Annotated in this window: 15 protein-coding genes; 10 read left to right on the forward strand and 5 right to left on the reverse strand. The window is 37.7% G+C overall.

Features of this window, described 5'->3' with window-relative positions:
• Positions 1-73 precede the first annotated feature (73 nt).
• Complete coding sequence (locus ACSBFT_RS07185) at positions 74-871, forward strand: hypothetical protein (protein WP_489604077.1); 798 nt, start codon at positions 74-76, stop codon at positions 869-871.
• Here ACSBFT_RS07185 and dnaE read toward each other — a convergent pair.
• A complete protein-coding gene (gene dnaE / locus ACSBFT_RS07190; RefSeq protein WP_489604078.1) occupies positions 868-4,506 on the reverse strand; it encodes a DNA polymerase III subunit alpha in 3,639 nt (1,212 codons plus the stop codon). The two genes, ACSBFT_RS07185 and dnaE, sit on opposite strands and share 4 nt — an antisense overlap.
• Positions 4,507-4,778: 272 nt before the next feature.
• On the opposite strand from dnaE, the gene rpmI reads away from it, so the two are divergent.
• From rpmI to ACSBFT_RS07225, 7 genes are all read left to right on the forward strand, one after another.
• A complete protein-coding gene (gene rpmI / locus ACSBFT_RS07195) occupies positions 4,779-4,973 on the forward strand; it encodes a 50S ribosomal protein L35 (protein ID WP_463044867.1) in 195 nt (64 codons plus the stop codon).
• A gap of 100 nt (positions 4,974-5,073) precedes the next feature.
• Positions 5,074-5,418 carry a 50S ribosomal protein L20 gene (gene rplT / locus ACSBFT_RS07200; protein ID WP_463044866.1) on the forward strand — a complete coding sequence of 115 codons (345 nt, stop codon included), beginning with the start codon at positions 5,074-5,076 and terminating at the stop codon, positions 5,416-5,418.
• A 177-nt stretch (positions 5,419-5,595) separates the two neighbouring features.
• The gene (locus ACSBFT_RS07205; RefSeq protein WP_489604079.1) at positions 5,596-8,418 is read left to right on the forward strand and encodes an NPCBM/NEW2 domain-containing protein; all 2,823 of its coding nucleotides are present in this window, start codon (positions 5,596-5,598) and stop codon (positions 8,416-8,418) included.
• Between the two features lie 128 nt (positions 8,419-8,546).
• Positions 8,547-10,472: a molecular chaperone DnaK gene (gene dnaK, locus ACSBFT_RS07210; RefSeq protein ID WP_463044864.1), complete on the forward strand. Its 1,926-nt coding sequence runs from the start codon at positions 8,547-8,549 to the stop codon at positions 10,470-10,472.
• Positions 10,473-11,079: 607 nt separating this feature from the next.
• Positions 11,080-12,309, forward strand: a complete 1,230-nt coding sequence (locus ACSBFT_RS07215; RefSeq protein WP_489604080.1) for a GAF domain-containing sensor histidine kinase — start codon at positions 11,080-11,082, stop codon at positions 12,307-12,309.
• 143 nt (positions 12,310-12,452) lie between these two features.
• Positions 12,453-13,379, forward strand: a complete 927-nt coding sequence (locus ACSBFT_RS07220; protein WP_463047226.1) for a sugar phosphate isomerase/epimerase family protein — start codon at positions 12,453-12,455, stop codon at positions 13,377-13,379.
• A gap of 156 nt (positions 13,380-13,535) precedes the next feature.
• Positions 13,536-15,179, forward strand: a complete 1,644-nt coding sequence (locus ACSBFT_RS07225; RefSeq protein WP_489604081.1) for a M28 family metallopeptidase — start codon at positions 13,536-13,538, stop codon at positions 15,177-15,179.
• A 69-nt stretch (positions 15,180-15,248) separates the two neighbouring features.
• Here the strand turns inward: ACSBFT_RS07225 and ACSBFT_RS07230 are convergent, their stop codons facing one another.
• Both ACSBFT_RS07230 and ACSBFT_RS07235 read right to left on the reverse strand, forming a co-directional pair.
• Positions 15,249-15,530 (reverse strand): putative quinol monooxygenase, encoded by a 282-nt coding sequence (locus tag ACSBFT_RS07230; RefSeq protein ID WP_489604082.1) that lies wholly within the window; start codon positions 15,528-15,530, stop codon positions 15,249-15,251.
• A 109-nt stretch (positions 15,531-15,639) separates the two neighbouring features.
• Positions 15,640-16,332 (reverse strand): 3-keto-disaccharide hydrolase, encoded by a 693-nt coding sequence (locus tag ACSBFT_RS07235; RefSeq protein ID WP_463047229.1) that lies wholly within the window; start codon positions 16,330-16,332, stop codon positions 15,640-15,642.
• 334 nt (positions 16,333-16,666) lie between these two features.
• On the opposite strand from ACSBFT_RS07235, the gene ACSBFT_RS07240 reads away from it, so the two are divergent.
• Entirely contained in the window at positions 16,667-17,935 is a 1,269-nt protein-coding gene (locus ACSBFT_RS07240; protein ID WP_489604083.1) for a hypothetical protein, read from the forward strand.
• A 77-nt stretch (positions 17,936-18,012) separates the two neighbouring features.
• Here the strand turns inward: ACSBFT_RS07240 and ACSBFT_RS07245 are convergent, their stop codons facing one another.
• Positions 18,013-20,244: a family 65 glycosyl hydrolase domain-containing protein gene (locus tag ACSBFT_RS07245; protein ID WP_489604084.1), complete on the reverse strand. Its 2,232-nt coding sequence runs from the start codon at positions 20,242-20,244 to the stop codon at positions 18,013-18,015.
• A 184-nt stretch (positions 20,245-20,428) separates the two neighbouring features.
• Positions 20,429-21,082: a beta-phosphoglucomutase gene (gene pgmB / locus ACSBFT_RS07250; RefSeq protein WP_463047232.1), complete on the reverse strand. Its 654-nt coding sequence runs from the start codon at positions 21,080-21,082 to the stop codon at positions 20,429-20,431.
• A gap of 526 nt (positions 21,083-21,608) precedes the next feature.
• On the opposite strand from pgmB, the gene ACSBFT_RS07255 reads away from it, so the two are divergent.
• Complete coding sequence (locus ACSBFT_RS07255; RefSeq protein ID WP_489604085.1) at positions 21,609-23,336, forward strand: alpha-amylase family glycosyl hydrolase; 1,728 nt, start codon at positions 21,609-21,611, stop codon at positions 23,334-23,336.
• The last annotated feature ends 5 nt before the right edge of the window (positions 23,337-23,341 follow it).

A 23,341-nucleotide genomic window follows, 5' to 3' on the forward strand; every position in this document is an offset into this window, starting at 1 on the left:
GTATTAATTAATTGTTAAATTATAAAGGCTCATTTAGCTTTGTAATAATCAGTATTTAAATAAAAACAAAGTAATGTCCAAAAATAAATTGGCCGAGAAAGCCTTAAAAGCATTTCTAAAAAGTATTAAAAAAATCAAATCCATTGACATCAAAAAAGGCCTTTCTGAAAGTGGTAAAGTTTTATCTAAGCTAACACTTGTAGCAAATTCAAAGAAAAGCGATTCTAAAAAGAAAAAAGAGTCTAAAAAGGTTAAGCCTGAAGCCAAAACAAAATCAAAAGATAAGTCTACTAAAGGTAAAACCACCGTAAAAAAAGTAGACCCAAAATCTAAATCGAAAAAAAGCGAGACAAAAGCTAAAATTGAAAAACCTTCTTCACCAAAAAAAAAAGTAGAAGAAAAGCCTAAAAGTGCCATTGTTTCAAAACCAACAACAGCCGTAAAACCTCCAGTAACGGTAAAGGCTGCAGCACCTAAAAAGGTAGAAGAGAAATTGACAGCAATGCCGGCTGCTACCGCCAAAATAGTAACAACCAAACCTGTTGTAGGAAGTACACCTAATCCAGGAAAAAAAATCGTAACCACAAGAAGAACGGCTAAAGTTGTGGTTGGTGATAACCTGAAATTAATAGAAGGTATTGGTCCAAAAATAGAGTCCTTTTTAAAGGAAGATGGTACCGATACTTTTGAAAAATTATCAAAAGCAAACGCTGACGATATCAAAAAAATGATGGTAGAAAAAGGAGGTACAAGATACAATGCAAACAATCCTAGAACATGGCCAGAGCAAGCAGCCTTGGCCGCTAAAGGTGATATGGAAGGTTTAAAAGCACTTAAAGAAGAACTAAAAGGTGGTATAAAACCAGCTTAAGCAAAACTTACATTCCCATCACCACAGAGTTCTAAAAGCTCTTGATAAACTTTTTTGTTAATGTCGATTTTTGAATTTCTACTGAATAAGTTCAAGTTCAATTGTTCGGCATTATCAAAAATGTTGAATTTTAGCTCAAAATTTCCAGGATGAGCATTGCTTACCGCTCTCAAATCTTGGATAAAGGCTTCATTTATTTTATTCAACTCTATTTTAAGGTTCACTTCTTTAAAACGTTGTTGCTTAATTTCAGAAAGGAGCTGCATTTCTTTGGGCTTAAATTCTAATTCATCCTCTCTATTCCACCTGGCTTGAATTTTCCCTCTTATAAATATAAACTGACCTTCCATCAGATAGTTATTGAAAGCCACATGGTCTTTTCCGAAAAGCATCATTTCTAAGGAACCTGCGTAGTCTTCCAGTTTGAAAATAGCAAAAGGGTTACCATTTTTAGATTGCCTATGCTGCACCATGGTTATCACTCCTCCAATGCTAAAATCTCTATCTCTATTTTCGGGAGCAATCAGGGTATCTAAGGGTTTACAAAGACTCATTTCTATTGAAAATTGGTCTAGCGGATGCCCAGAGATGTAAAAACCGACTACATCTTTTTCATACTTTAATCGTTCAATATTTCCCCATGGCTCTACCTTTTCGGGTACTGGATTGGCCACAGCTCCACCACCTGCGGCCTCACCAAAAAGAGAGGCTTGTGCAGAGTTTTTATCGTCTTGAATCTTATTGGCATAGCGAATCAGCATTTCAATGAAATTCCCACCTTGCTGATATTGAGCGAAATACTGGCTTCTATAAACATCTTCAAAACAGTCAAATGCTCCGGCGTAAACCAGAGATTCTAAAGTTTTTTTATTGACCGTCCTCAGTGTTATCCTGGTCATAAAATCATAAATATCTTTATAAGGACCATCCACTCTTTTAGCGATAATATCATCGACGGCAGCATCTCCACTTCCTTTTATTCCTGCCAGTCCAAACCTTATCTCTCCATTTTCGTTCACACCAAAACGCTTGGCAGACTCATTAACGTCTGGTCCTAAAACAGGCAAACCGAGTGCCCTACACTCCTCCATAAAGAAGGTGATTTTGTCAATATTACCCAGCTGAGAGGTCAATACCCCTGCCATGTATTCTGAGGGATAGTGCGTCTTTAAATAGGCTGTTTGATAAGCCACAAAAGCATAACACGTAGAGTGTGATTTATTAAAGGCATATTGGGCAAAGGCCTCCCAGTCTTTCCAGACTTTCTCCAAAACCTTTTCAGCGTGACCATTTTCGGCTCCACCTTCCAAAAACTTACTTTTAAGCTTATTTAGGACTTCTATCTGCTTTTTACCCATGGCTTTTCTAAGCACATCGGCATCTCCTTTGGTAAAATTGGCAAGCTTCTGAGACAAAAGCATTACTTGCTCTTGATAAACCGTGATACCGTAGGTTTCAGCCAAATGCTCCTCCATGTCCGGTAAATCATAAGTAATCGCTTCTCTCCCATGCTTTCTATCAATAAACTTAGGGATATAGGCTATTGGACCCGGTCTATAAAGGGCATTCATCGCAATCAAGTCACCAAACTGATCGGGCTTAAGCTCCTTCATGTACTTTTTCATACCATCAGATTCAAACTGGAAAATGGCATTGGTCTCCCCTCTTTGAAAAAGAGCATAGGTTTCTGGGTCATCCAACGGAATATAATCTATCCCGTTTTCCATCAAGTCCAGTGTTCTTTTCTGCTTTTCTGTGGCGTTATCCTTATCTATCCCTTGACCATGATTCTCCTTGATCATTCTAAGGGCTTCCTTAATAATGGTAAGATTTCGAAGACCCAAAAAGTCCATTTTAATGACCCCAGCATCTTCTATTATCTTTCCTTCATACTGCGTAACAAGCAGTTCGGAGTCTTTAGAAGTACTCACAGGAACAATATCTGAAAGATCATGCGGTGCAATGATAATACCGGCAGCGTGTATACCTGTATTTCTCACAGTTCCCTCCAGTTTTTCAGCTTGCTTTAAAACCTTAGCTTCCAGTCCATTACCATGATAAAGGTCTCTAATTTTCTGAACATTGGCCACTTCTTCTGGGCTTAGGCCCATAGAATGTAAACTTTTAGGGCCGTTTTCAGGATAGTGAATAAGTTTCTCAAAATTTATCCCGTATGAGGGCTTATCGGGTACCATTTTGGCAATATAGTTGGCATCTGCCAGCGGTAAGTCCATTACCCTAGATACATCCTTAATGGCAGATTTTGTGGCCATGGTACCATAGGTAATGATCTGAGCCACTTGGTTTTTACCATACTTTTGCACCACATAATCAATCACTTTCTGACGGCCTTCATCATCAAAATCGGTATCAATATCGGGCATTGACTTTCTATCCGGATTTAGAAAACGCTCAAAAAGTAAATTATACTTTATCGGGTCAATATTGGTAATTTCAATACAATAAGCTACCACAGAACCCGCCGCCGACCCTCTTCCTGGGCCTATCATCACATCTAGCTTTCTTCCTGCATCAATAAAATCCATCACAATGAGGAAATATCCAGCAAAACCCATGGTTTTAATGGTAAAAAGTTCAAAGTCAATACGTTCCTTTACTTCTTCCGTAATTTCCCCATACCGTTTCTTAGCTCCCTCATAGGTCAAATGTTGCAGATATTCCCATTGATTTAACTTATCGTCAGCATGCTTTTTAAATTCCTCTGGAATAGGAAAATTAGGAAGCATGATATCCTGCTTCAGCTCCAAGGTTTCTACTTTTCCAACGATCTCATTGGTGTTGTCAATAGCCGCAGGAATGTCGCTAAATAGCTGAGTCATTTCTGCCGTAGTTTTAAAATAAAACTGGTCGTTATAAAAGGCAAATCTACCCGCTCTATTTCCTCCCTCACTTTCATCGTCATAGTCTTTCATCTTTGGCGTAGCGAGTTTTTCGTTGGTGTTTACACACAACAAAATATCATGGGCTACCCAGTCTTCTTGATCTACATAATGTGAATCATTAGAAGCTATCACGTTTACATTATACTCTTTCGCCCATTTAAGTAACACCTTATTTACCGTGTTCTGGTCGGGTATATCGTGCCTTTGAATTTCTATATAATAATCTTCGCCAAATCTATCCAGCCACCATTTAAATTCCTCTAAACCAGCTTTCTCTCCGTGTCTTAGTATCTCCTGAGGAACTCTAGCACCCAAACAGCAAGTGGTAGCAATCAGCCCTTCCTTATATTTCTCTATTAAGGCCTTTGTAACCCTAGGATACTTACTATATAAGCCATCCATGTAACCCAAAGAACACAACTTGATAAGGTTTTGATAACCTTTTGGCGACTTTGCCAAGAGAAGTTGGTGATACCTTTTATCTTTTTTGTCTTTGGTAAATTGTTTTATAGTGTGATCATCTACCACATACAACTCACAACCTACAATAGGCTTTATCCCGAATTTCCCTGCGTTGGCCACAAAGTCAAAAACGCCAAACATATTGCCATGATCTGTAATGGCCACGGCTGGCATATTGTCGTCTTTCGCTTTCTGAAAAATCTTTTTAATACTAGATGCACCGTCTAGAAGAGAAAACTGAGTGTGATTATGAAGGTGGGAAAACTGCATTGGCGGTCTTATGGGAGTCTTTAAAAACTATATAAAAGCATTCCACTTCAATAAACGGACCTTATAGGCTTGTTTATCAAGAGAAGCAATAGTTTTAATAACTTTGATTCTTTTTTAAGAGTTAAAATTCACTGAAAATGGTTTACAAAATTAGCCGATTTAGGAGCTCATTTCGGGCTAAAGAAGAAAAAAAACTTTTGATTTGAAAATGACCTACTTTTAACTATCTTTGCAGCCCAATTTACTTTTTTGTACTAAAACTGTTTAAATCGATGCCAAAACAAAAAACAAATTCTGGAGCGAAGAAGCGTTTCAAAATTACTGGAACAGGTAAGATTGTACGTAAACATGCATTTCATAGTCATATTTTGACTAAGAAGTCTAAAAAGCGTAAGTCTATACTTGCAGGTTCCACGCTTGTTCATCCAACAGATGAAAATCGTATTAAAAGCCTATTGGCTCTTTAATCAACATTAATTAATTATTGGTTCAATTGTTTCACCCGACAAAAGGCTAAGAAAGAATACGTTTTAAGCGTATCGCCTCCAGTCAAAAAACTTAAAGATTATGCCACGTAGTGTCAATCATGTAGCGTCGAGAGCAAGACGAAAAAAAGTGCTTAAACTTGCCAAAGGATTTTTTGGTAGAAGAAAGAATGTTTGGACAGTAGCGAAAAACGCTGTTGAAAAAGCATTATGTTACGCCTATATTGGCCGTAAGCAAAAGAAAAGAAACTTCCGCAAGTTGTGGATTGTCCGTATCAATGCAGGTGCTAGACAGCACGGGTTATCTTATTCTGTTTTTATGAATAAGTTATCTACTGCTGGTATTGATTTAAATCGTAAAGTATTGGCTGATTTAGCAATGAATCACCCAGAGACTTTCAAAGCGATAGTAGAAAAAGTGAAATAATAGCGAAATTCATTTCGCTTGGAAAATGAGACCTCCTTTTGGGGGTCTTTTTTTTGCTTTAAGTCTACCGAAAAATAAAGTATGTGACTAATGCAGACTTAGAAAGTCTATAATTGGTAGCTTTGCGTAACTTAAATAGCTTGCTATCATAATTCCATTAAAAACTCAACGAATATTTTGAAGATTAGAATCCTTAAGATATTACTTTTTGTTCTTACTTCCTCTCTGCCTGGATTATCACAGATTAGTATTGATTTGCCTATAAACATGTCGGTTTTTCAAAGGAACAGCAGTAATAACGCCACTGTATACATTGCAGGAACCTACCAAAATCCAATAGTCACCTCAATTCAAGCCAGATTACTTAACCCAGGCACTACTACGCCTATTTCAGGTTTCGACTGGCAGATCATTCAATCCAATCCCACTAAAGGGAAGTATTATGGGCAATTGAACGCCGTTCCGGCTGGATGGTACACTTTAGAGGTTAAACTGGTCAATACGAATGTCACTTTAAGCACCACCTCAGTAGCTAAATTAGGGGTTGGGGATGTTTACCTTATTTCTGGGCAATCAAATGCGGCGGGTATTGATCCATTAGATGCAAGTGCTTACGTAGATCCTCCAGTGATGAATAACGAGAGAAGTCTCAGTCATAATTCGGTTCAAGGTTGTTTCGCAACATATCCAGACTTTGCTCAACTTTCTGCCATAAATACAGGTCATAAAATCTCAGTATCTGGCGAAAGCCCTTGGGCATATAGTGTTCTTGGAAACAATTTAGTGACTAATTTAAACGTACCCGTCGCTTTTTTTAACGGAGCAGCTGGTGGAACTAGTATAGAAAATTGGCTTGCAAGTTCAAATGGTTTACCCACCAATGGAGTGCATCAGCCTTATAATGGTAGTCAATATTGTAATTCTGTAGGTGCACCATATAATATTTTCACAAAAGCCTTAAAATATTACCCTAATCTTTACGGTGTTAGGGCCATTATTTGGCATCAAGGTGAAACGGATCAGGCTATAAATACCTCTCAATCTGATTATCAGAATAAATTGACTTCTTTTATCACTAAAACTAGGACAGACTTTGGTGCTATCATCCCATGGATGGTGAGTCGTGCTAGTTATTTTGAAGGTAATACTTCTGTCAATGTAATTAATGGCCAAAACGCTCAAATCAACCCATCAAATCAAGTGTTTGCAGGCCCCATAACAGACGGATACACTTCCGCAGACAGAACAGATAATATTCACTTCAATGCATCTGGGATGAGCAAATTTGCGGGTGACCTATATAACTCAATAACCGTCGGAACATTTCTCTCATCCTCTACACCTATACCTTCTAAAACAGTACCAGAGACTTCCATCAGTGTTTTAAATGGCTCGGTTACCTTAACGGCTCCAGGAGGCTATAGCAGCTATAAATGGGTTTCAGGGAATAATATCAATGGAAATGCAGAAGGAACCAGTGCGAGTTATTCTAACTCGAGCGGTACTTACAGATGCTATTTAACAGACGGAAATGGTAATGTGACCATGAGCCAAGCTGTAAACATCAGCAACATTCTTAGTCAGCAAAGCCTTTCTAGTACCTATGTAGATAGTCTTTATTTGTCGAATTACACGCCGTATAGTATTCAAAATGGTTTAGGTCCAGTTTCTTTCGACCAAAGCGTTGGAAGTACGGCCAATGAAGGGGACGGTAGTATCATGGAAATCAAAGGTAAATCTTTCACTAAAGGAATAGGAACGCATTCTGGCTCTGAGCTCATCTATAAAATGAAAACGGGTCTACATGCTAGATTCAAGGCTTCCATAGGGATTGACGACGATTCTTTTAGTGGTGCTGGCGTTATTTTTAAAGTTTATGGCGAAAATACCCTGATATACACCAGCCCTACGCTTACAAACCTATCTGATGCCCTAAACATTAATGTAAATATTGCAGCATATACCAGCATTAAACTGGTGGTAGAAAATAGTGGAGGATCGGTAGCTGCGAATCAGGCGGATTGGGGGAATGCTCGTATTATCTTCGACAAACCTAAGAACTTAACTTTCCCAAAAATATTTCCGACCTGTGTGGAACTCAATTGGACATCCGAAAATGATATGAATGGTATAGCATCTTATCAAGTTTTCAAAAATGACATTTTACAATCCAACGTTCCTGCCGGCACATTGAAATACACTTTCACGGGACTGAGCCAATCTACTTCCTATAAGTTTAGCGTTAAGGCTATTGATACAAATGGCTATGAAAGTCCGAAAATAGATAGTACCATACTAACTAGCGATATTACCGTTTCCTATTCTGCCAACAATCAAGTATGTATTGGCAGCCCATCTATTCCTAGCTTCTCACCCCTAGGAGGTACTTTCTCCATTAATAACAAGCCAGACTCTGTTACTTTCAGCCTCAATGCAAATACGGGAGAAATACTATTTGGTTCCGATGGTTTTGTACAATTAAAATATACTTGGGGTGTGGGAACAACTTGTGAAGGCAATAGAACTTTCTATGTGGGAGGTTTAGTTAAGCCTAACGCACCAGTAATAAGCAATGTCATAGATAGCTTAATAAATAAAGGAACTTCTGTAACATATAATGCCTCAGCCTGTGCAAGCAGTTATACGCTTGAATGGTATAATCAAAGTAATAACCCTAGCATCACTGTTACACCCACCGATACCAGCACATACTTTGCATATTGTAAAAATTCAACCTGTTATAGCAACGCTTCTAATAAAATAAAACTGAAAGTAATACCGGATTGCCCAAACAGCTTTCTATTAAAATCTACTGTTGATGATTTGAGCTATGGCTCAAAATCTTTTAATTTTTCTGCCTCCCAAACGATAACTGCCTCAAATAAATTGACCAATCCCACTGGAGCAGCTTACAAGGCGGGTCAAAAGATATTACTGACACCTGGTTTTGAAATTAAACCTGGGTCTGTCTTTTCGGCAACAATTGGCGGCTGCCCATAAAATATTACTGCCAAAAAAATACGATTCCTGACAAACTGTCACAAATCTTTGAGCATTACGCCCTTGGCATATTGATTGTTCATTTCTTGGCATAATGAATTTTAATTAAAAAAAACGATAAATATAACATGGGAAAAATCATAGGAATTGACTTAGGAACGACTAACTCCTGTGTGGCAGTAATGGAGGGAAGTGAGCCTGTTGTTATTGCCAACAGTGAAGGAGCAAGAACAACGCCTTCTATTGTGGCATTTCTAGAAAATGGTGAAAAGAAAGTGGGTGCTCCTGCCAAACGTCAAGCCATTACTAATCCGAAAAACACAATTGCTTCGGTTAAGCGTTTCATGGGTAAACAATATTCTGACGTAAGTTCAGAACTGAAAACCATAGCTTACGATGTAGAAAAAGGAAATAACGATACGCCAAGAGTAAGAATTGGTGATAGACACTATACTCCCCAAGAGATCTCTGCTTTCATTCTTCAAAAAATGAAGCAAACGGCAGAAGATTATTTAGGGCAAGAAGTAACTGAGGCTGTAATTACAGTACCAGCATACTTTAACGATGCTGAAAGACAAGCGACAAAAGAAGCTGGTTTAATAGCTGGACTTGAAGTGAAAAGAATTATCAATGAGCCTACAGCCGCTGCATTGGCTTATGGTCTTGACAAGCAAGACAAAGATGCCACAATTGCGGTGTTTGACCTTGGTGGTGGTACTTTTGATGTATCTATCCTAGATTTAGGAGATGGTGTGTTTGAAGTGAAATCTACTGACGGTGACACGCATTTAGGTGGTGATGACTTTGACCAAGTAATCATTGAGTGGTTAGCAGATGAATTTAAGAAAGACGAGGGCGTAGACTTACGTCATGACGCTATGGCTCTTCAACGTTTGAAAGAAGCTGCTGAAAAAGCTAAAATGGAGCTTTCTAGCTCTTCTCAGGCAGAAATTAACCTTCCATATATATTCCCTGTGGATGGTGTGCCTAAGCACTTAGTACGTTCTTTATCAAGAGCCAAGTTTGAGCAACTAGCAGATTCTCTTTTTACGAGAATGATGGAACCTTGCAAAAGAGCCATGAAGAATGCAGGTATCTCAAATAGCCAAATTTCTGAAATTATACTTGTGGGTGGTTCTACTAGAATCCCTAAAGTTCAAGAAGAAGTAGAGAAATTCTGGGGTAAAAAACCTTCTAAAGGTGTAAACCCTGACGAAGCTGTAGCTGTTGGTGCCGCTATTCAAGGTGGTGTATTAACAGGTGAAGTGAAAGACATTCTTTTATTAGATGTTATTCCTCTTTCTTTGGGTATTGAAACCATGGGAAGTGTATTTACTAAAATGATTGAGTCTAACACCACTATCCCTACTAAGAAAGTAGAAGTATTCTCTACGGCTGCCGAAAACCAGCCTTCTGTAGAGCTTCACGTTCTTCAAGGTGAAAGACCGTTGGCCAATCAAAATAAGTCTTTAGGAAGATTCCATTTGGATGGTATCCCACCAGCAGGTAGAGGAATTCCTCAGATTGAGGTAACTTTTGATGTAGATGCTAATGGTATCTTAAATGTTACAGCCAAAGATAAAGGAACAGGTAAAGAGCAAAATATTCGCATTGAAGCTTCTTCTGGATTATCTGACGAAGAAATTCAAAAGATGCGTGACGAAGCCAAAGCCAACGAGGAGTCTGACAAAGCTGAGAAAGAGAAAATTGAAAAAATAAACGCTGCAGACGCAATGGTATTCTCTACGGAGAAACAATTGAAAGAATATGGCGATAAACTTTCTGAGCCAAATAAAACGGCGATTGAAGCTGCATTAACTGAGCTTAAAGCTGCTCATGGAACAGCCGATTTAGTGGCAATTGATGCTTCTATGGAGAAAATCAATACTGCTTGGCAGGCTGCTTCTCAGGAGATATACGCCGCTCAGCAAGCTGCTGATGGTGCTGACCCTATGGGTAGTGCTGGAGCAGACGCAGCGGATGCAGCCCCTTCTGATGATGAAGGTGTTACTGATGTAAACTTTGAAGAAGTAAAGGAAAGTGATGCTAAATAATTAGCAAAGCTTTTAGCATAAATTCAATGAGTAAAAGAGGCTGTCTCCAAATTGTGAGACAGCCTCTTTTTTTATTTGCATTCCTGTCTGAGAATATTTTCTAACAAGCAATTCTCAGAGTTACTTTTCACTTATGAGACCTCCTCCTTTTTATACCCAAAATCTCCAAAACAACTGCACCTATAACTGGAATAAGTTAAAATCTTAGTCATTACAATTTTATTTAAACAACAAAATGGTTTAACCCGCTTTATGCATTGGAGAATCGTAATGAGTAGCTCAAGTGTAATAAATCAGACATTTAAACGAGATTAGCATAGCACCGCTATGATGATTGAGTTTAAATGGGTGTAGCCTGTGCTGAGCTTGACGAAGTAAACTGATTTGAAGCAATTTAGCTACGGTCTCGATAGCTATCGGGAGATTTTCTATTGTATAAAGTGGGTTTTATCCAGCAAATTCAATAAATCATAGATTTGCCTTCGGAAAGACAACAATATAATACGTACGTCAAAAAGCTATGTACGTCCAATACCACTTACAGTGGCGTGATTCTTGGGATTGGAACCTGAGTAACTCATAGCCTAAAAAAAATAATTGAATCAAGATGGAAGTTCCAGAAAAGCATATCAGAGAAAAGGAAAGACTAGCAGAACTATCGTCGTATTCTATTTTGGATTCTATGCCAGAGCAGGATTACGACAACTTAACGGCTATAGCCTCTCAAATTTGTGACACACCTATTTCCCTAGTTAGTTTAATTGATGAAAATAGACAATGGTTTAAATCTCACCATGGTACAGATATTTCAGAAACGCCAAGGGAAGTGGCTTTTTGTGCTCATGTAATCAATGATTCGAAAAATTTCTTGATGGTAGAAGATGCCAGAAAAGACGAACGATTTAAAAACAATCCCTTGGTAACGGGAGAACCCAACATCATATTTTATACTGGAGTTCCTTTGTTATCTGAAAGTGGACTGCCTCTTGGTACCTTATGTGTCATAGATACTAAACCCAAAGTTTTAACACCGTACCAGTTGAGTTCTTTGCAAGCTCTTTCTAGACAAATTATGGTATTAATGGAGCTTAGAAAAAAGGAAAGGTTGTTAGAAGCAGCATTAGAAGACCTTAAAGAAAGAAATGAGGAGCTAGAACGATACGAATTCATTTCTGTCCAAGACCTAAAAACACCGCTGGTTAGTATTTCATCAATGACCCAGATCTTATCTCAACAGTTTGGTATACAAATAGGTAAAGATGGGATAGATATGCTTGACAGTATAAGAAATACAAGTAATAAACTTAAGAACTTAATTTCGGGTCTATTGGAGTACAATCAAAAGGAAAGTCTAAATCAAGAAGAAAAATCTTGGGTAAATCTGAGTAGATTAGTCAGTGAAATAGAAGATTTGTTTGACTATTCAGACGAATTATCAATCATCTTAAATTCTGAATTAATTGAAATATTTGCCAATAAAACAGCCACTAATCAACTTATTATTAACTTAATAGCAAGCACATTAAAGCAAACAGAAAAGAAAGTAACTAAGATTGAAATATTAATTTCAGAAGATGAAACTAGCTATAGATTTAGTTCAACTAGCATGGGACTGAAGATTGAACCGAAAAGTCCGGAACGCATTAAAAAAATAATGAATAGTCTTGCAAAAAAAGATTCTTACAGTAAGATTGGAAGTGGCTTTGGCCTTTCAACGGTTCATAAAATTGTGGAAAGGAATGGTGGCAAAGTAGCCATGGAACCCAAACTCGATGGAGGGGCAATGTTTGTCTTTACGCTAGGAAAACCTTCTATAAAAGAGGTCGTTGAGCTTTAGATTTAAATGTAAAATTTGAAATTTGAAAGACCATGTGATTTCCAGATGAGCTTTAACTTCATACTTGTAATTCTAAGAAGTTCTTCCATAGATTTGATACCAAGGAAAAAGCATGTAGATTTCAGAAAACTACCCAAAAAGTAATGCATATCTTAAGGCTTTTATCTCTTCTTTTTATAACTATTTTAGGTCTAATTTCCTGTCAATCAGAAACTAAGGAAACGGTAAAACCCAGATATTCTTTAGCTCAGTGGTCCTTCAATAGAGAACTTTTCGGTGGTGAGATGACAACCGTTGACTTTGTTAAAGCGGCTGGTGAAATGAATTTTGAAGCTGTAGAATATGTGAGTCAGTTTTTTCAAAACAAAGTTGAAGACTTTGCTTTTTTAGACAGCCTTAATCTTGCTGCCAAAAGTGCTGGCGTGAAAAACTTAATGATTCAAGTTGATAATATTGGGAACTTAAGTGCCTCTGATCCTCAAGAAAGAAATGAAGCAGTGGCCTTAGGAAAAAAATGGGTAGACGCCACAAAATATTTGGGCTGTCCTATTATGCGTGTGAACGCACATGGAGATGGAACCCCAGAGGAGATGATGACTCAAAGTATAGCAGGGATTGGAGCTCTAGCAGATTATGCTAACACTCAAGGAGTACAGATCATTATTGAAAACCATGGTGGTATTTCAAGTCACGGGATATGGTTATCAGAGCTTATTTTAAAACTTTCGGATAAGAATGTTGGAAGCCTCGACGATTTTCATAATTGGTGCTACCAAAGAGAGCAGGGTGATTTATGGAGTAGCCCATGCATTAAAGAATATGACTACTACCAAGGTTTCTCAGAGCTAATAAGTTCGGCAGAGGGAATAAGTGTTAAAGCCTTTGACTTCGATGCTCTAGGAAACGAATCTACCATGGACTTCCGAAAGTTTTTCGAAGTGATTAAGGATTCTGGTTATAATGGATATTTTGGAATAGAATTCGAAGGAAAAAACCTTTCATCCAGAGAAGGTATTTTAAAAACGAGAGCACTGGCAGAAAGAACATGGGAAAAGGTTTCTAAAAAATAGTAGCTTCTAACTAAAAAGAACTTTAATTTCAATTTGTGCCACAATACCAGTCAGAAATTGCACTAAAACAATATATAACAAATTAATGTTTGGGTTAAAAAGACTAAAGACTTTATTTTAAACTGTCATTAATCGAGAAACTCTTAACCCAAATTTATGAAAAATGTATTCTTGTTTTGTTTAGCTTTATTGGCTTTACAGAAAACGGCCTTAGCCCAGCGTTCTGTCAAAGATTATCCTGTCCTAGAAACCATTAATCCAAACGCTATAAAGGCTCACATGACCTTCCTTTCGGAAGATGCATTATTGGGTCGTAGCCCTGGAACGCCAGGTTTTGAAATAGCTTCTAACTACGTCAAGTCTCAACTTATCTCCTTGGGATTAAAACCAGCTTCTAATGACAAAAGCTATTATCAAGAGGTTCCACTGCTTCATGCCACTCAAAATGCGAGTAAAAGCCGCATGAGTATAACAAACAAAGGAATAGAAGAGGAACTCACCATTGAAGAAGATTTTCTCCTATCCCCTTATTATGACCAATCCATTTCAGAAGTTACCGCCCCTTTAGTTTTTGTTGGTTTTGGCATAACTGCTCCAGAATTTGATTACGACGATTATAAAGGCATTGATGTTAAAGGCAAAATTGTGGTTTTTATAAATGACGCTCCATCCACTTTCCCTAATAGCGAAAGAGCATACTATGCCGGAGGAGAAGCTAAATACCAAGTGGCCATTGAAAATGGAGCTGTGGGTGTTATTAATTTTATGCATCCTAGCAATACCCGTAGAACCTGGGCATCCTCTGTTAGTAGATCTAGAAACGGTGGATACAAATGGCAAGAAAGCGATGGAAAAGCAGCCCGTTCAAATTCAGAAATAAAAGTCACAGCCTTATTTAACAATCAGAACCTGGATAAGATTTTTGCCAACACTTCCGAGAAATTCAATGAAGTGTTAAGATTATTTGATGAAGGTAAGTCTATCTCATTTCCTTTAAATCTTTCTGCCAATATGAAAGTGGTAACGGAAACCGAACTTATCATAAGTCATAATCTATTAGCAGAAATTGAAGGAACAGACCCCAAACTTAAGGAGGAATATGTGGTGTATGCAGCACATGTGGATCATTTAGGAATTGGCAGAGCCATTAATGGAGATTCTATTTATAACGGAGCCCATGATAATGCCTCGGGCGTGGCCATTTTATTAGAAATAGCCAAAACTTATCAAGCTTTAAAAGAAAAGCCAAAACGTTCTATATTATTTGCGATAGTAACCGGCGAAGAATCTGGTTTACTGGGTTCTGATTATTTAGCCAATAACCCACCAAAAGGTAAAGAAAAAATGGTGGCCAACATAGCGATGGACATGCCTTTCTTCTTCCATCCGGTTTTGGATATTGTACCCTACGGAGCAGTTCACTCTAGTTTAGGTGTACAGACTAAAAAGGCAGCAGACATTCTCGGATTAAAAATCAGTCCAGACCCATTTCCTGAGCAAGTTATCTTTATTAGAAGTGACCATTATAGTTTCATCAGAAAGGGAATCCCTGCCCTATTCATCAAAAGTGGCTTTATGACGGTACCTTCTGATACTGTGGATAGGTCTGTTACTGATGTGATGTGGAGAAGAACCCATTATCATACACCTCAAGATGACATGAATCAAGATTTCGATTTTAATGCCGCAGCCACTCATGTTAAAGTTGATTTTCTAATTGGTTTTTTAGTGGCCAATGAAATCAAACCTCCCACTTGGAACGCAGGAGATTTCTTTGGTAACAAAATGACAAAAAAATAAACTTTATCTTATAAAGAAGCCCTTCATTCGTCATAGGAATGAAGGGCTTCTTTATGGATGGACCACGTTTTAAACCAAATTCAAAAAAGTTAAAACCGTTGGTTTCGCATTCAAATGAGATTTCGAGGCCATAGCCTTAATATATGGCTGACTGCCATGGAATTCAAAAGCTGACTGGTCTTTAAACTGCTCATAAAACCTGAAAATGTTTGGCTGCTCTATTTCTTGATGTAAAACATACTGAATACAGCCTGGCTCTTGGGTAGTATGCTTTACCAAATTTAAAAGCTCTGCTTTTAATTCTTCAATACAATCTTCTTTGGCTGTAATAGTGGCTATTAGTGTTATCATAATTCGGAGTTATCTTGATCTATAATGACGGATTAAATTATCAAAAAATAAGAAGCCTTTCATAAAAGGCTTCTCAATTCTATATCGTTTCAGGAAATCTTAAACCGGGTTAAAGCTCTTTGATTTTAATATTTTTGAAAGAAACGACATTACCATGGTCTTGTAAACCAATTTTTCCAGAGGCGTACTTTCCAAAATCACTCCAGCCTTTAAACTTGCTATCCTCTACCATGGCATCCCATTCTTTACCAGAAGTAGGATAGCTTACCGCAAATTCGCCGTTCTGCCATATGGAAACGGTATTATTATTTCTTACAACTCTTACCTTATTCCAGTTATCATAAGGTTTTGCTTTAGATTTAGAAGGGATCATATCATAAAGCGAACCCGCCTTTCTGTTTCCATTCTTACCATTTTTAGAATCTGGGTGATTCTCGTCGTCAAGTACTTGAATTTCTGGACCGCTTACATAAGGTGTACGCATTTTTTCGTCTTCTTTAACGCTGTAAAAAATACCGCTGTTACCACCCTTCTCTATTTTCCACTCTAATTCCAGCTCAAAGTTTTCATAGTTTTTGTCTGTAACTAAATCGTTCACTTTCCATTCGCTTGTTCCTTTTGGGTCAAATACAAATGCTTTTTCGCTGATGGTCCATTTTCCGCTTACTGGCTCACCTGGATGGTTATAAATATGCCAATTATTGAAAGTTTTACCATCCGTTAATTTTACCCATTTACCTTTTTGAGCAAAAGACTGAGCTCCTATTAGTAAAGCTAAGCCTAAGAAAACCTGTTTTTTCATTTTGAAATTGGTTATGTAATAATGATTGAACCGTTAAATTAGCAATTTCCCATAAGTCTATCACCTGATCAACTTCCATACCTACAAAACTATTTTATTTTCTAATCTCAAACCGGTATAAAACCCCAAAACCGATTTCATATAGCAGATATCGGGCAGCTATTTGTCTTTTATATTTATACCCACTTGAGCTCCTCGAATACCTTAAAATAAAACATTCATTGTTTAAACTGACACATATTTTGAGCCTGCTCAAAGCCTATCTACATTGGTATATAAATCTATGTAATCGTTTTAGATTATGGGCTCCAAACAACGAATCATATACTTCAAAATGCAACATCTCATCAAAATTTCTATTGTTTTTCTATTCCTTTTTATAGCCAGTTGTGGTGACAAAAAAGAAGTCGGACCCGTTTTGTCAGACGACCTAGGATATAACGTAGAATATACCGAAAAAGCTATACTTCTAGAAGATACTCATGCTCTTTTAGCGATAGACACCGCCTCTCAAACGTATACTTTTGATGCCAGTAAGTTCCAAAAAGAACCCAAAGTAGGTGAAGTGATTATTGTGACTGGTCAGGTCATGAGAAAAGTAAGTGGTATTCAAAAAAATAGCGGAAACTATTCCATAAAAACGGAAGACGCCGCACTCACAGACGTTATAAAGAATGGTACCATAGCATGGGATATCACGCCGGAATGGAACCAAGCTTCTTCTTTGAGAATTGGAGGAAAAAGTGTTTCTACCTTAGATGGACTTACAGAAAACCCATTGGAATTTTCAATTAGCCATGGAGGCATAGACCATAAAGTCATCATTGAACCGATTTTAGAAAACGGAAAAATAAATGCTTGTCGATTTACCATGCAAATGGTAAAGAAAGTTGGAGGAAGTTCCAAGGTCGTTTTTACAGCAGAAGGTGTCGCTAAACTTCCTAATCAAAAAACAAAGATTACCATTAAAGATGGTAAACTAGCAACTTTCACTGCAGACAATAAAGGCATTACGGCCGACCTTAAACTAAGCCTTTCTGCTGCCGGAGGTACTTCTGGGTCACATAGTTTAGAACTGCCTGGAGTGGCCTTAAGTATACCCATAAGATTTATTCCTACGCCTAGTGGCCCAGTCCCTTTACCCATACCCGTCTCCATCGATATCGGAATTCAATTCGTTTCTCAGTTAACCATTCCAGATGCACAATCTTCAGCCACAGCAGAAAGTAATCTCAGCATATCTGCCGATGCGGGCTTTGAATACCAAGGAACTACCGTAAACACTACCGCCCAGCTGGGCAATAAAGATATCACGGATGGCACTTTTGACTCCGCTGCCAATATCGGACTGCCTATTGACGTGCAGTTTGGCGTAGCCTTTCCAAGGGTAAGCCTAAACATAGCGGGCCAAGAACTCGCCTATGTGCATACCGGCTTTACAACGGGCTCTAGTCTAAATTGGGGACCACTCTGTAAAAGTGGTTATGTAAAAATGGTGGTGGAAGGAGGTTATGGCTTGAAGGTTTTGGGGCAAACCATATCCGAATACAAAAAGACTTTTGTGGAAGAGAAAAAGGAAGCAAAAGGTGATGGCTGCCAATAAAATTTGAAATGGTTTGGCATAAAAAAATCTGCCAAGCAAGCTTGACAGATTTTTTGTTTAAACTGGAATTGATTCTTTTACAAATCTTTTATCTCTACCCCAGATTTGGTAACATTTACTTCTTTCAGCTCACCCTTAAAGCCTATTCTAAACGAGTACGACTCCCAGCCCTTTGGTAACACCGGATTAAAAGAAAGCTCACCATTTTTCACTCTCATTCCACCAAATCCTTTAACTACTGCCATCCACGTTCCTGCCATAGAAGTAATATGAAGACCGTCTTCTGTGTCGTTATTATAGTCATCTATATCTAACCTAGCTGTACGTACGTACATTTCATACGCCTTATCTATCCTTCCTAATCTACAAGCCAGAATAGTATGCACACATGGAGAAAGCGAACTCTCATGAACCGTCATTGGCTCGTAAAAGTCAAAATTCCTTTCTAATTCCTCTTTGGTGAAGTCATCTTCATGAAAATACATTCCTTGAAGAACATCTGCTTGCTTAATAAAACAAGACCTCAAGATCCTATCCCAACTCCATTTTTGGTTAATTGGTCTGTGTTCCTCAATGTCGTTCACAGATAGCAACTCTTTGTCTAAAAAGCCATCTTGCTGCAAAAACACTTCTCTTCCTTGATCATAAGGAAAATGCATTTTTTCAATGATATCTTTCCAAAGGGCTGTCTCGGAGGCTTCATCAAAGTTAAGTTCTGGTTTTATGGCACCATTTTCTTTGACATAATCAATAGCTTCCAAAGTGTACTTTAAAGTCCACTTTGCCATATAATTGGTATACCAGTTATTATTGACGTTATTTTCATACTCATTAGGGCCTGTAACACCAAGCATTACATATTTTTGCTTATTCTCTGACCAATTTACGCGTTGAGCCCAAAAACGTGAAATACCAATCAATACATCCAAACCATATTCCGACAAATACGCTTTGTCATCTGTATAGTTGATATAATCATAAATGGCATAAGCTATTGCTCCATTCCTATGAATCTCTTCAAAAGTTATCTCCCATTCGTTATGACATTCTTCACCATTCATGGTCACCATCGGATACAGTGCGGCACCATTTTTAAAACCAAGTAAAGCGGCATTTTCTATCGCTTTCTGAAGCTGATTATGTCTATAAACAAGTAAGTTCCTTGAAACTTCTGGGTCCGCCGTAGCCAGGTAAAACGGTATACAATAGGCTTCCGTATCCCAATAGGTCACACCACCGTACTTCTCTCCCGTAAAGCCTTTTGGCCCAATATTCAATCGGGAGTCTTCGCCTGTATAAGTTTGCTGTAAGTGGAAAATATTAAACCTAATTCCCTGTTGGGCCGCAATATCACCCTTTATCTGGATATCGTTCTGTTTCCATTTATTTTCCCATGCTTTCTTATGGTCGCCAAGCAAAACCTCAAATCCCAAATGAGAAATCTCATTTAAATATTTCTGTGCTTTATCTAGCTGATCTTCAGGAGCATGGTTTTCAGAAGAAAGATTACAAACGTACTTCTGAATAGTGGTCTTCTTATCCAGTACCAAAGGTACCTCATAAGTGGCCCCAACATATTTTTCTTTTTTTACAGGTAAAGATTTTAATTCCACTGGTTTATCCCCTTGAAAGAGTTTAACACTCATTCCCGTGGTGATGGTAAACCTTGGAACATTGTCCCAAGGAGACTCCTTGGTTTTTAAGGTCAAATAAGCCTCGGAACCAATAATTTCCTTATGAATCTCATCCCAAAACTGCTCGCCATGATTGGCGTCTCTATTCGTGACATCACCATCTAAGAAAGTGGTAATCTTAGCAGTTCCTGCAAAGTTTAAAGGCGTAATAGAATAGCTTAAAACTGCAGCCTCGTCATGAGACATACTACAGAAACGAACCGACTCTATCCGTACCTCATTTCCATTTTCCATCCTAACCGTACACACCCTTTTAAGTGTACCATCTTTCATGTTCAATGTTCGCCAGAAAGAAAGTATCTCGCATTCGGCTAAATCTAATTCAACACCTTCTATCTGGATGGATAATCCGTTCCAATTGGTGGCATTTATAACTTTGGCAAAATAGTTTGGGTATCCGTTTTTCCACCACCCTACTCTCGTTTTATCTGGAAACCAAACTCCTGCTATATAATTACCTTGTAAGCTCTTTCCTGTATATGTTTCTTCAAAACTTCCCCTCTGACCCATGCGGCCGTTTCCGAGGCTCATCAGTGACTCCGTGATTTCATTGAATTCTGGGTGAAACCCTTCTTCTATGACACACCACTCGTCGTGTTTTATATAATTTTTCATTTTAGTTTTAAATTAAGATGAGATTTAGACGAATCTTTTTTAAAAAAGATTCGAAAATGACCCTAAAAATAATCTCATTTTGCTTTTTCCAATTCGTAATTCGTGTTTCATCGACCTAAACGCTATTAAGCTGAATAAAATTCTAATTTAATCAGAGTTTACTCATTTTCAGCAAATAATAGAACTATGCTTGTAAAGTTTTTAACAATTCCTGCAAATCTTGGCCAACAAAAGACTCCAAGATAAGATCTGCATTGGGCAAATTTTCTTTTTGCCCAATTCCTATGGCTTTCATTCCTGCGGCATGAGCGGCTTCTATGCCCGCAAATGCATCTTCCACGACCAGACACTCTTCATTTTTAAGACCTAAAGCCTTAGCTCCTTTAATAAAAACTTCAGGATCTGGCTTTGACTTTGACACCGAATTTCCGTCCACTAAAGCGTCAAACTTATTAATTAGGCCTACTTTCTCTAATATAACCGGTGCATTTTTACTGGCAGAGCCCAAAGCCATACCCATACCAAGAGATTTTATTTGGTCAATAATACCTTCTATTCCAGGTATAATGTTGGCAGAGGTCATTTCATTGACGTTTTCTACGTACCACACATTCTTTTTAGCAGCCAAGTCCAGTATTTCTGTTTCGCTCAACGCTATATTGCCTTTGGCCAATATTCTATCAATAGAATCCATTCTACTGATGCCTTTTAGCGTTTCGTTAAACGCTTCGTCAATATCAAACCCTAGCTCATTAGCCATTCTTTTCCATGCACCATAGTGATAAACCGCCGTATCTACTATTACACCATCTAAATCAAATAGTATTCCCTTTATCATGTTAAATGTTGTTCACTTCATTTAATGTTATCGTAGTTATTTACTACTTATCCTAAGATACAATTAAAACTGAATTTCTCTGTAAAAAGATTCTTTTGCAATATTATGTTTCGATAGAATGTAGAATTATGATATATTTTACTCTAATTATTATATAATCACGCTTTTAAACGCCAATTTTAAGACCCATTATTAATTTATTTTAATTATTCTCGGTCTATAATTATCACGTCAATGTTTAATTACAAGCAATATTTCATAGAATCTATATGACTATCATTCCACAAGATACAGGTAGTATAAATCCATTTCTTATTCCGTCATCATATGTTGGGCCGAGCTTTTTGATTAATATGGCTGATTTATTTCCCTTCAAAAAACTCATTAACCCTGTTCAAATACATATTTGGGGTTAAACTTTTCATACATAAAATGAAATCTTAACTTTGGCGAAAAGCCACTAATTAAAATTTTTTAATAACATAAACCCGCTGTAGGTTTATTTGCATAAACATTAGAGACTAAAATGGCCAAAGGCTTAAAGGGAAAAAATACCGACAAACTAACTATCTACCAGATATTTACCAGAACATTCGGCAATAGCAATATTACAAACAAGTTTTACGGAGATATTGAAGAAAACGGCGTTGGAAAGTTTGAGGATATCAATACAAATGCTTTAAAAAGCATTAAAGGATTAGGAATAACTCATGTATGGTATACGGGCGTTATAGAACACGCCACCATGACTGACTATACTAAGTTTGGTATAAAAAAAGACAACCCGCTGGTAGTAAAGGGAAAAGCAGGCTCACCTTATGCTATAAAAGACTATTTCGACATAGACCCAGACTTGGCAACCTTTGTGCCGAACAGAATGGCTGAATATGAGGATTTGATTAAAAGAACCCACGAACAAAGCCTTAAGGTGGTTATTGATTTTATACCTAATCATGTCGCCAGAGAATATCACTCGGACAGTAAGCCAAAAGGCATTGTTGATTTTGGCTCTGATGACGACGATACGAAAAGCTTTGACCCAAATAACAACTTCTACTATCTGCCAAAAACTAAATTCAAAGTTCCTTCTGAGGTCAAATCTCCAGTAAAGGCAGATAATGCCTATGTGGAAAGCCCAGCAAAGGCCACTGGAAATGACGTATTTTCTGCCGAGCCGACTATCAACGATTGGTTTGAAACCATTAAATTAAATTATGGTGTAGATTATCAAAAAGGCAAACAAACTCATTTTGACCCAATACCAGACACTTGGCTGAAAATGAAAGAAGTGCTTTTATTTTGGGCGGAAAAAGGCATTGACGCTTTTAGATGTGATATGGCTCAAATGGTACCCCTTGAGTTTTGGACTTACGCTATCTCAGAAGTGAAAAAGGTATTTCCGGAGGTTATTTTCATTGCCGAAATTTATGATGTAGCCCTTTATGAAGATTATATTTTTAAGGGGGGCTTTGATTACCTCTACGATAAGGTGGGTCTGTATGATACCTTAAGAAGACTCATGGAAGGGCATGGAAATGCCAATGACATCACCAAAGTTTGGCAAAATGAATCTGGTGAATATGCCAATCACATGCTTCGTTTTCTTGAAAACCATGACGAACAGCGTATTACCTCAAAAGAATTTGCGAAAGATGCCAAAATAGGCTTACCAGCCATGGCTCTTTCGGCTTATTTACATGATGGCCCGCTGATGCTATATGCCGGTCAAGAGATAGGAATTAAACCCAATGGTGCCGAAGGTTTTCAAGGCGATGATGGGAGAACCAGCATCTTCGATTACTGGGGTTTAGAAGAAATGGCAAGATGGAATAACAAAGGCAAGTGGAATCTAGATAAATTAACTTCTGAAGAAAAGGCCCTTAGAAAAGCATATACGCTCATTAACGAAACAGCCAAAGAGAACCCAGCCATTGCGAAAGGAAAGTTCTTCGATTTGCAATACGTTAACCAAGGGAACCCTAAATATAACGATACCAAGGTTTACTCATTTTTGAGATATAGTGAAGGGCAAAAACTCCTCTTCGTCTTTAATTTCGATTTAAATAACTCTTATAATATTGATTTAAAAGTTCCTGACTTAGCCTATGGCATGATGGGACTGAACCAAGATAAAATAAAGCTTCAGCCTTTGAAACAACTAGACGTAAAAACTAAAGCTAAAGAAATCGATACTAAAAAGGCCATAAAACTTTCATTAAAAGAAAATAGCTGGCAAATATTCGAAATAAAGTAAAGTGC

The sequence above is a fragment of the Arcticibacterium sp. SM2516 genome, assembly GCF_057914865.1.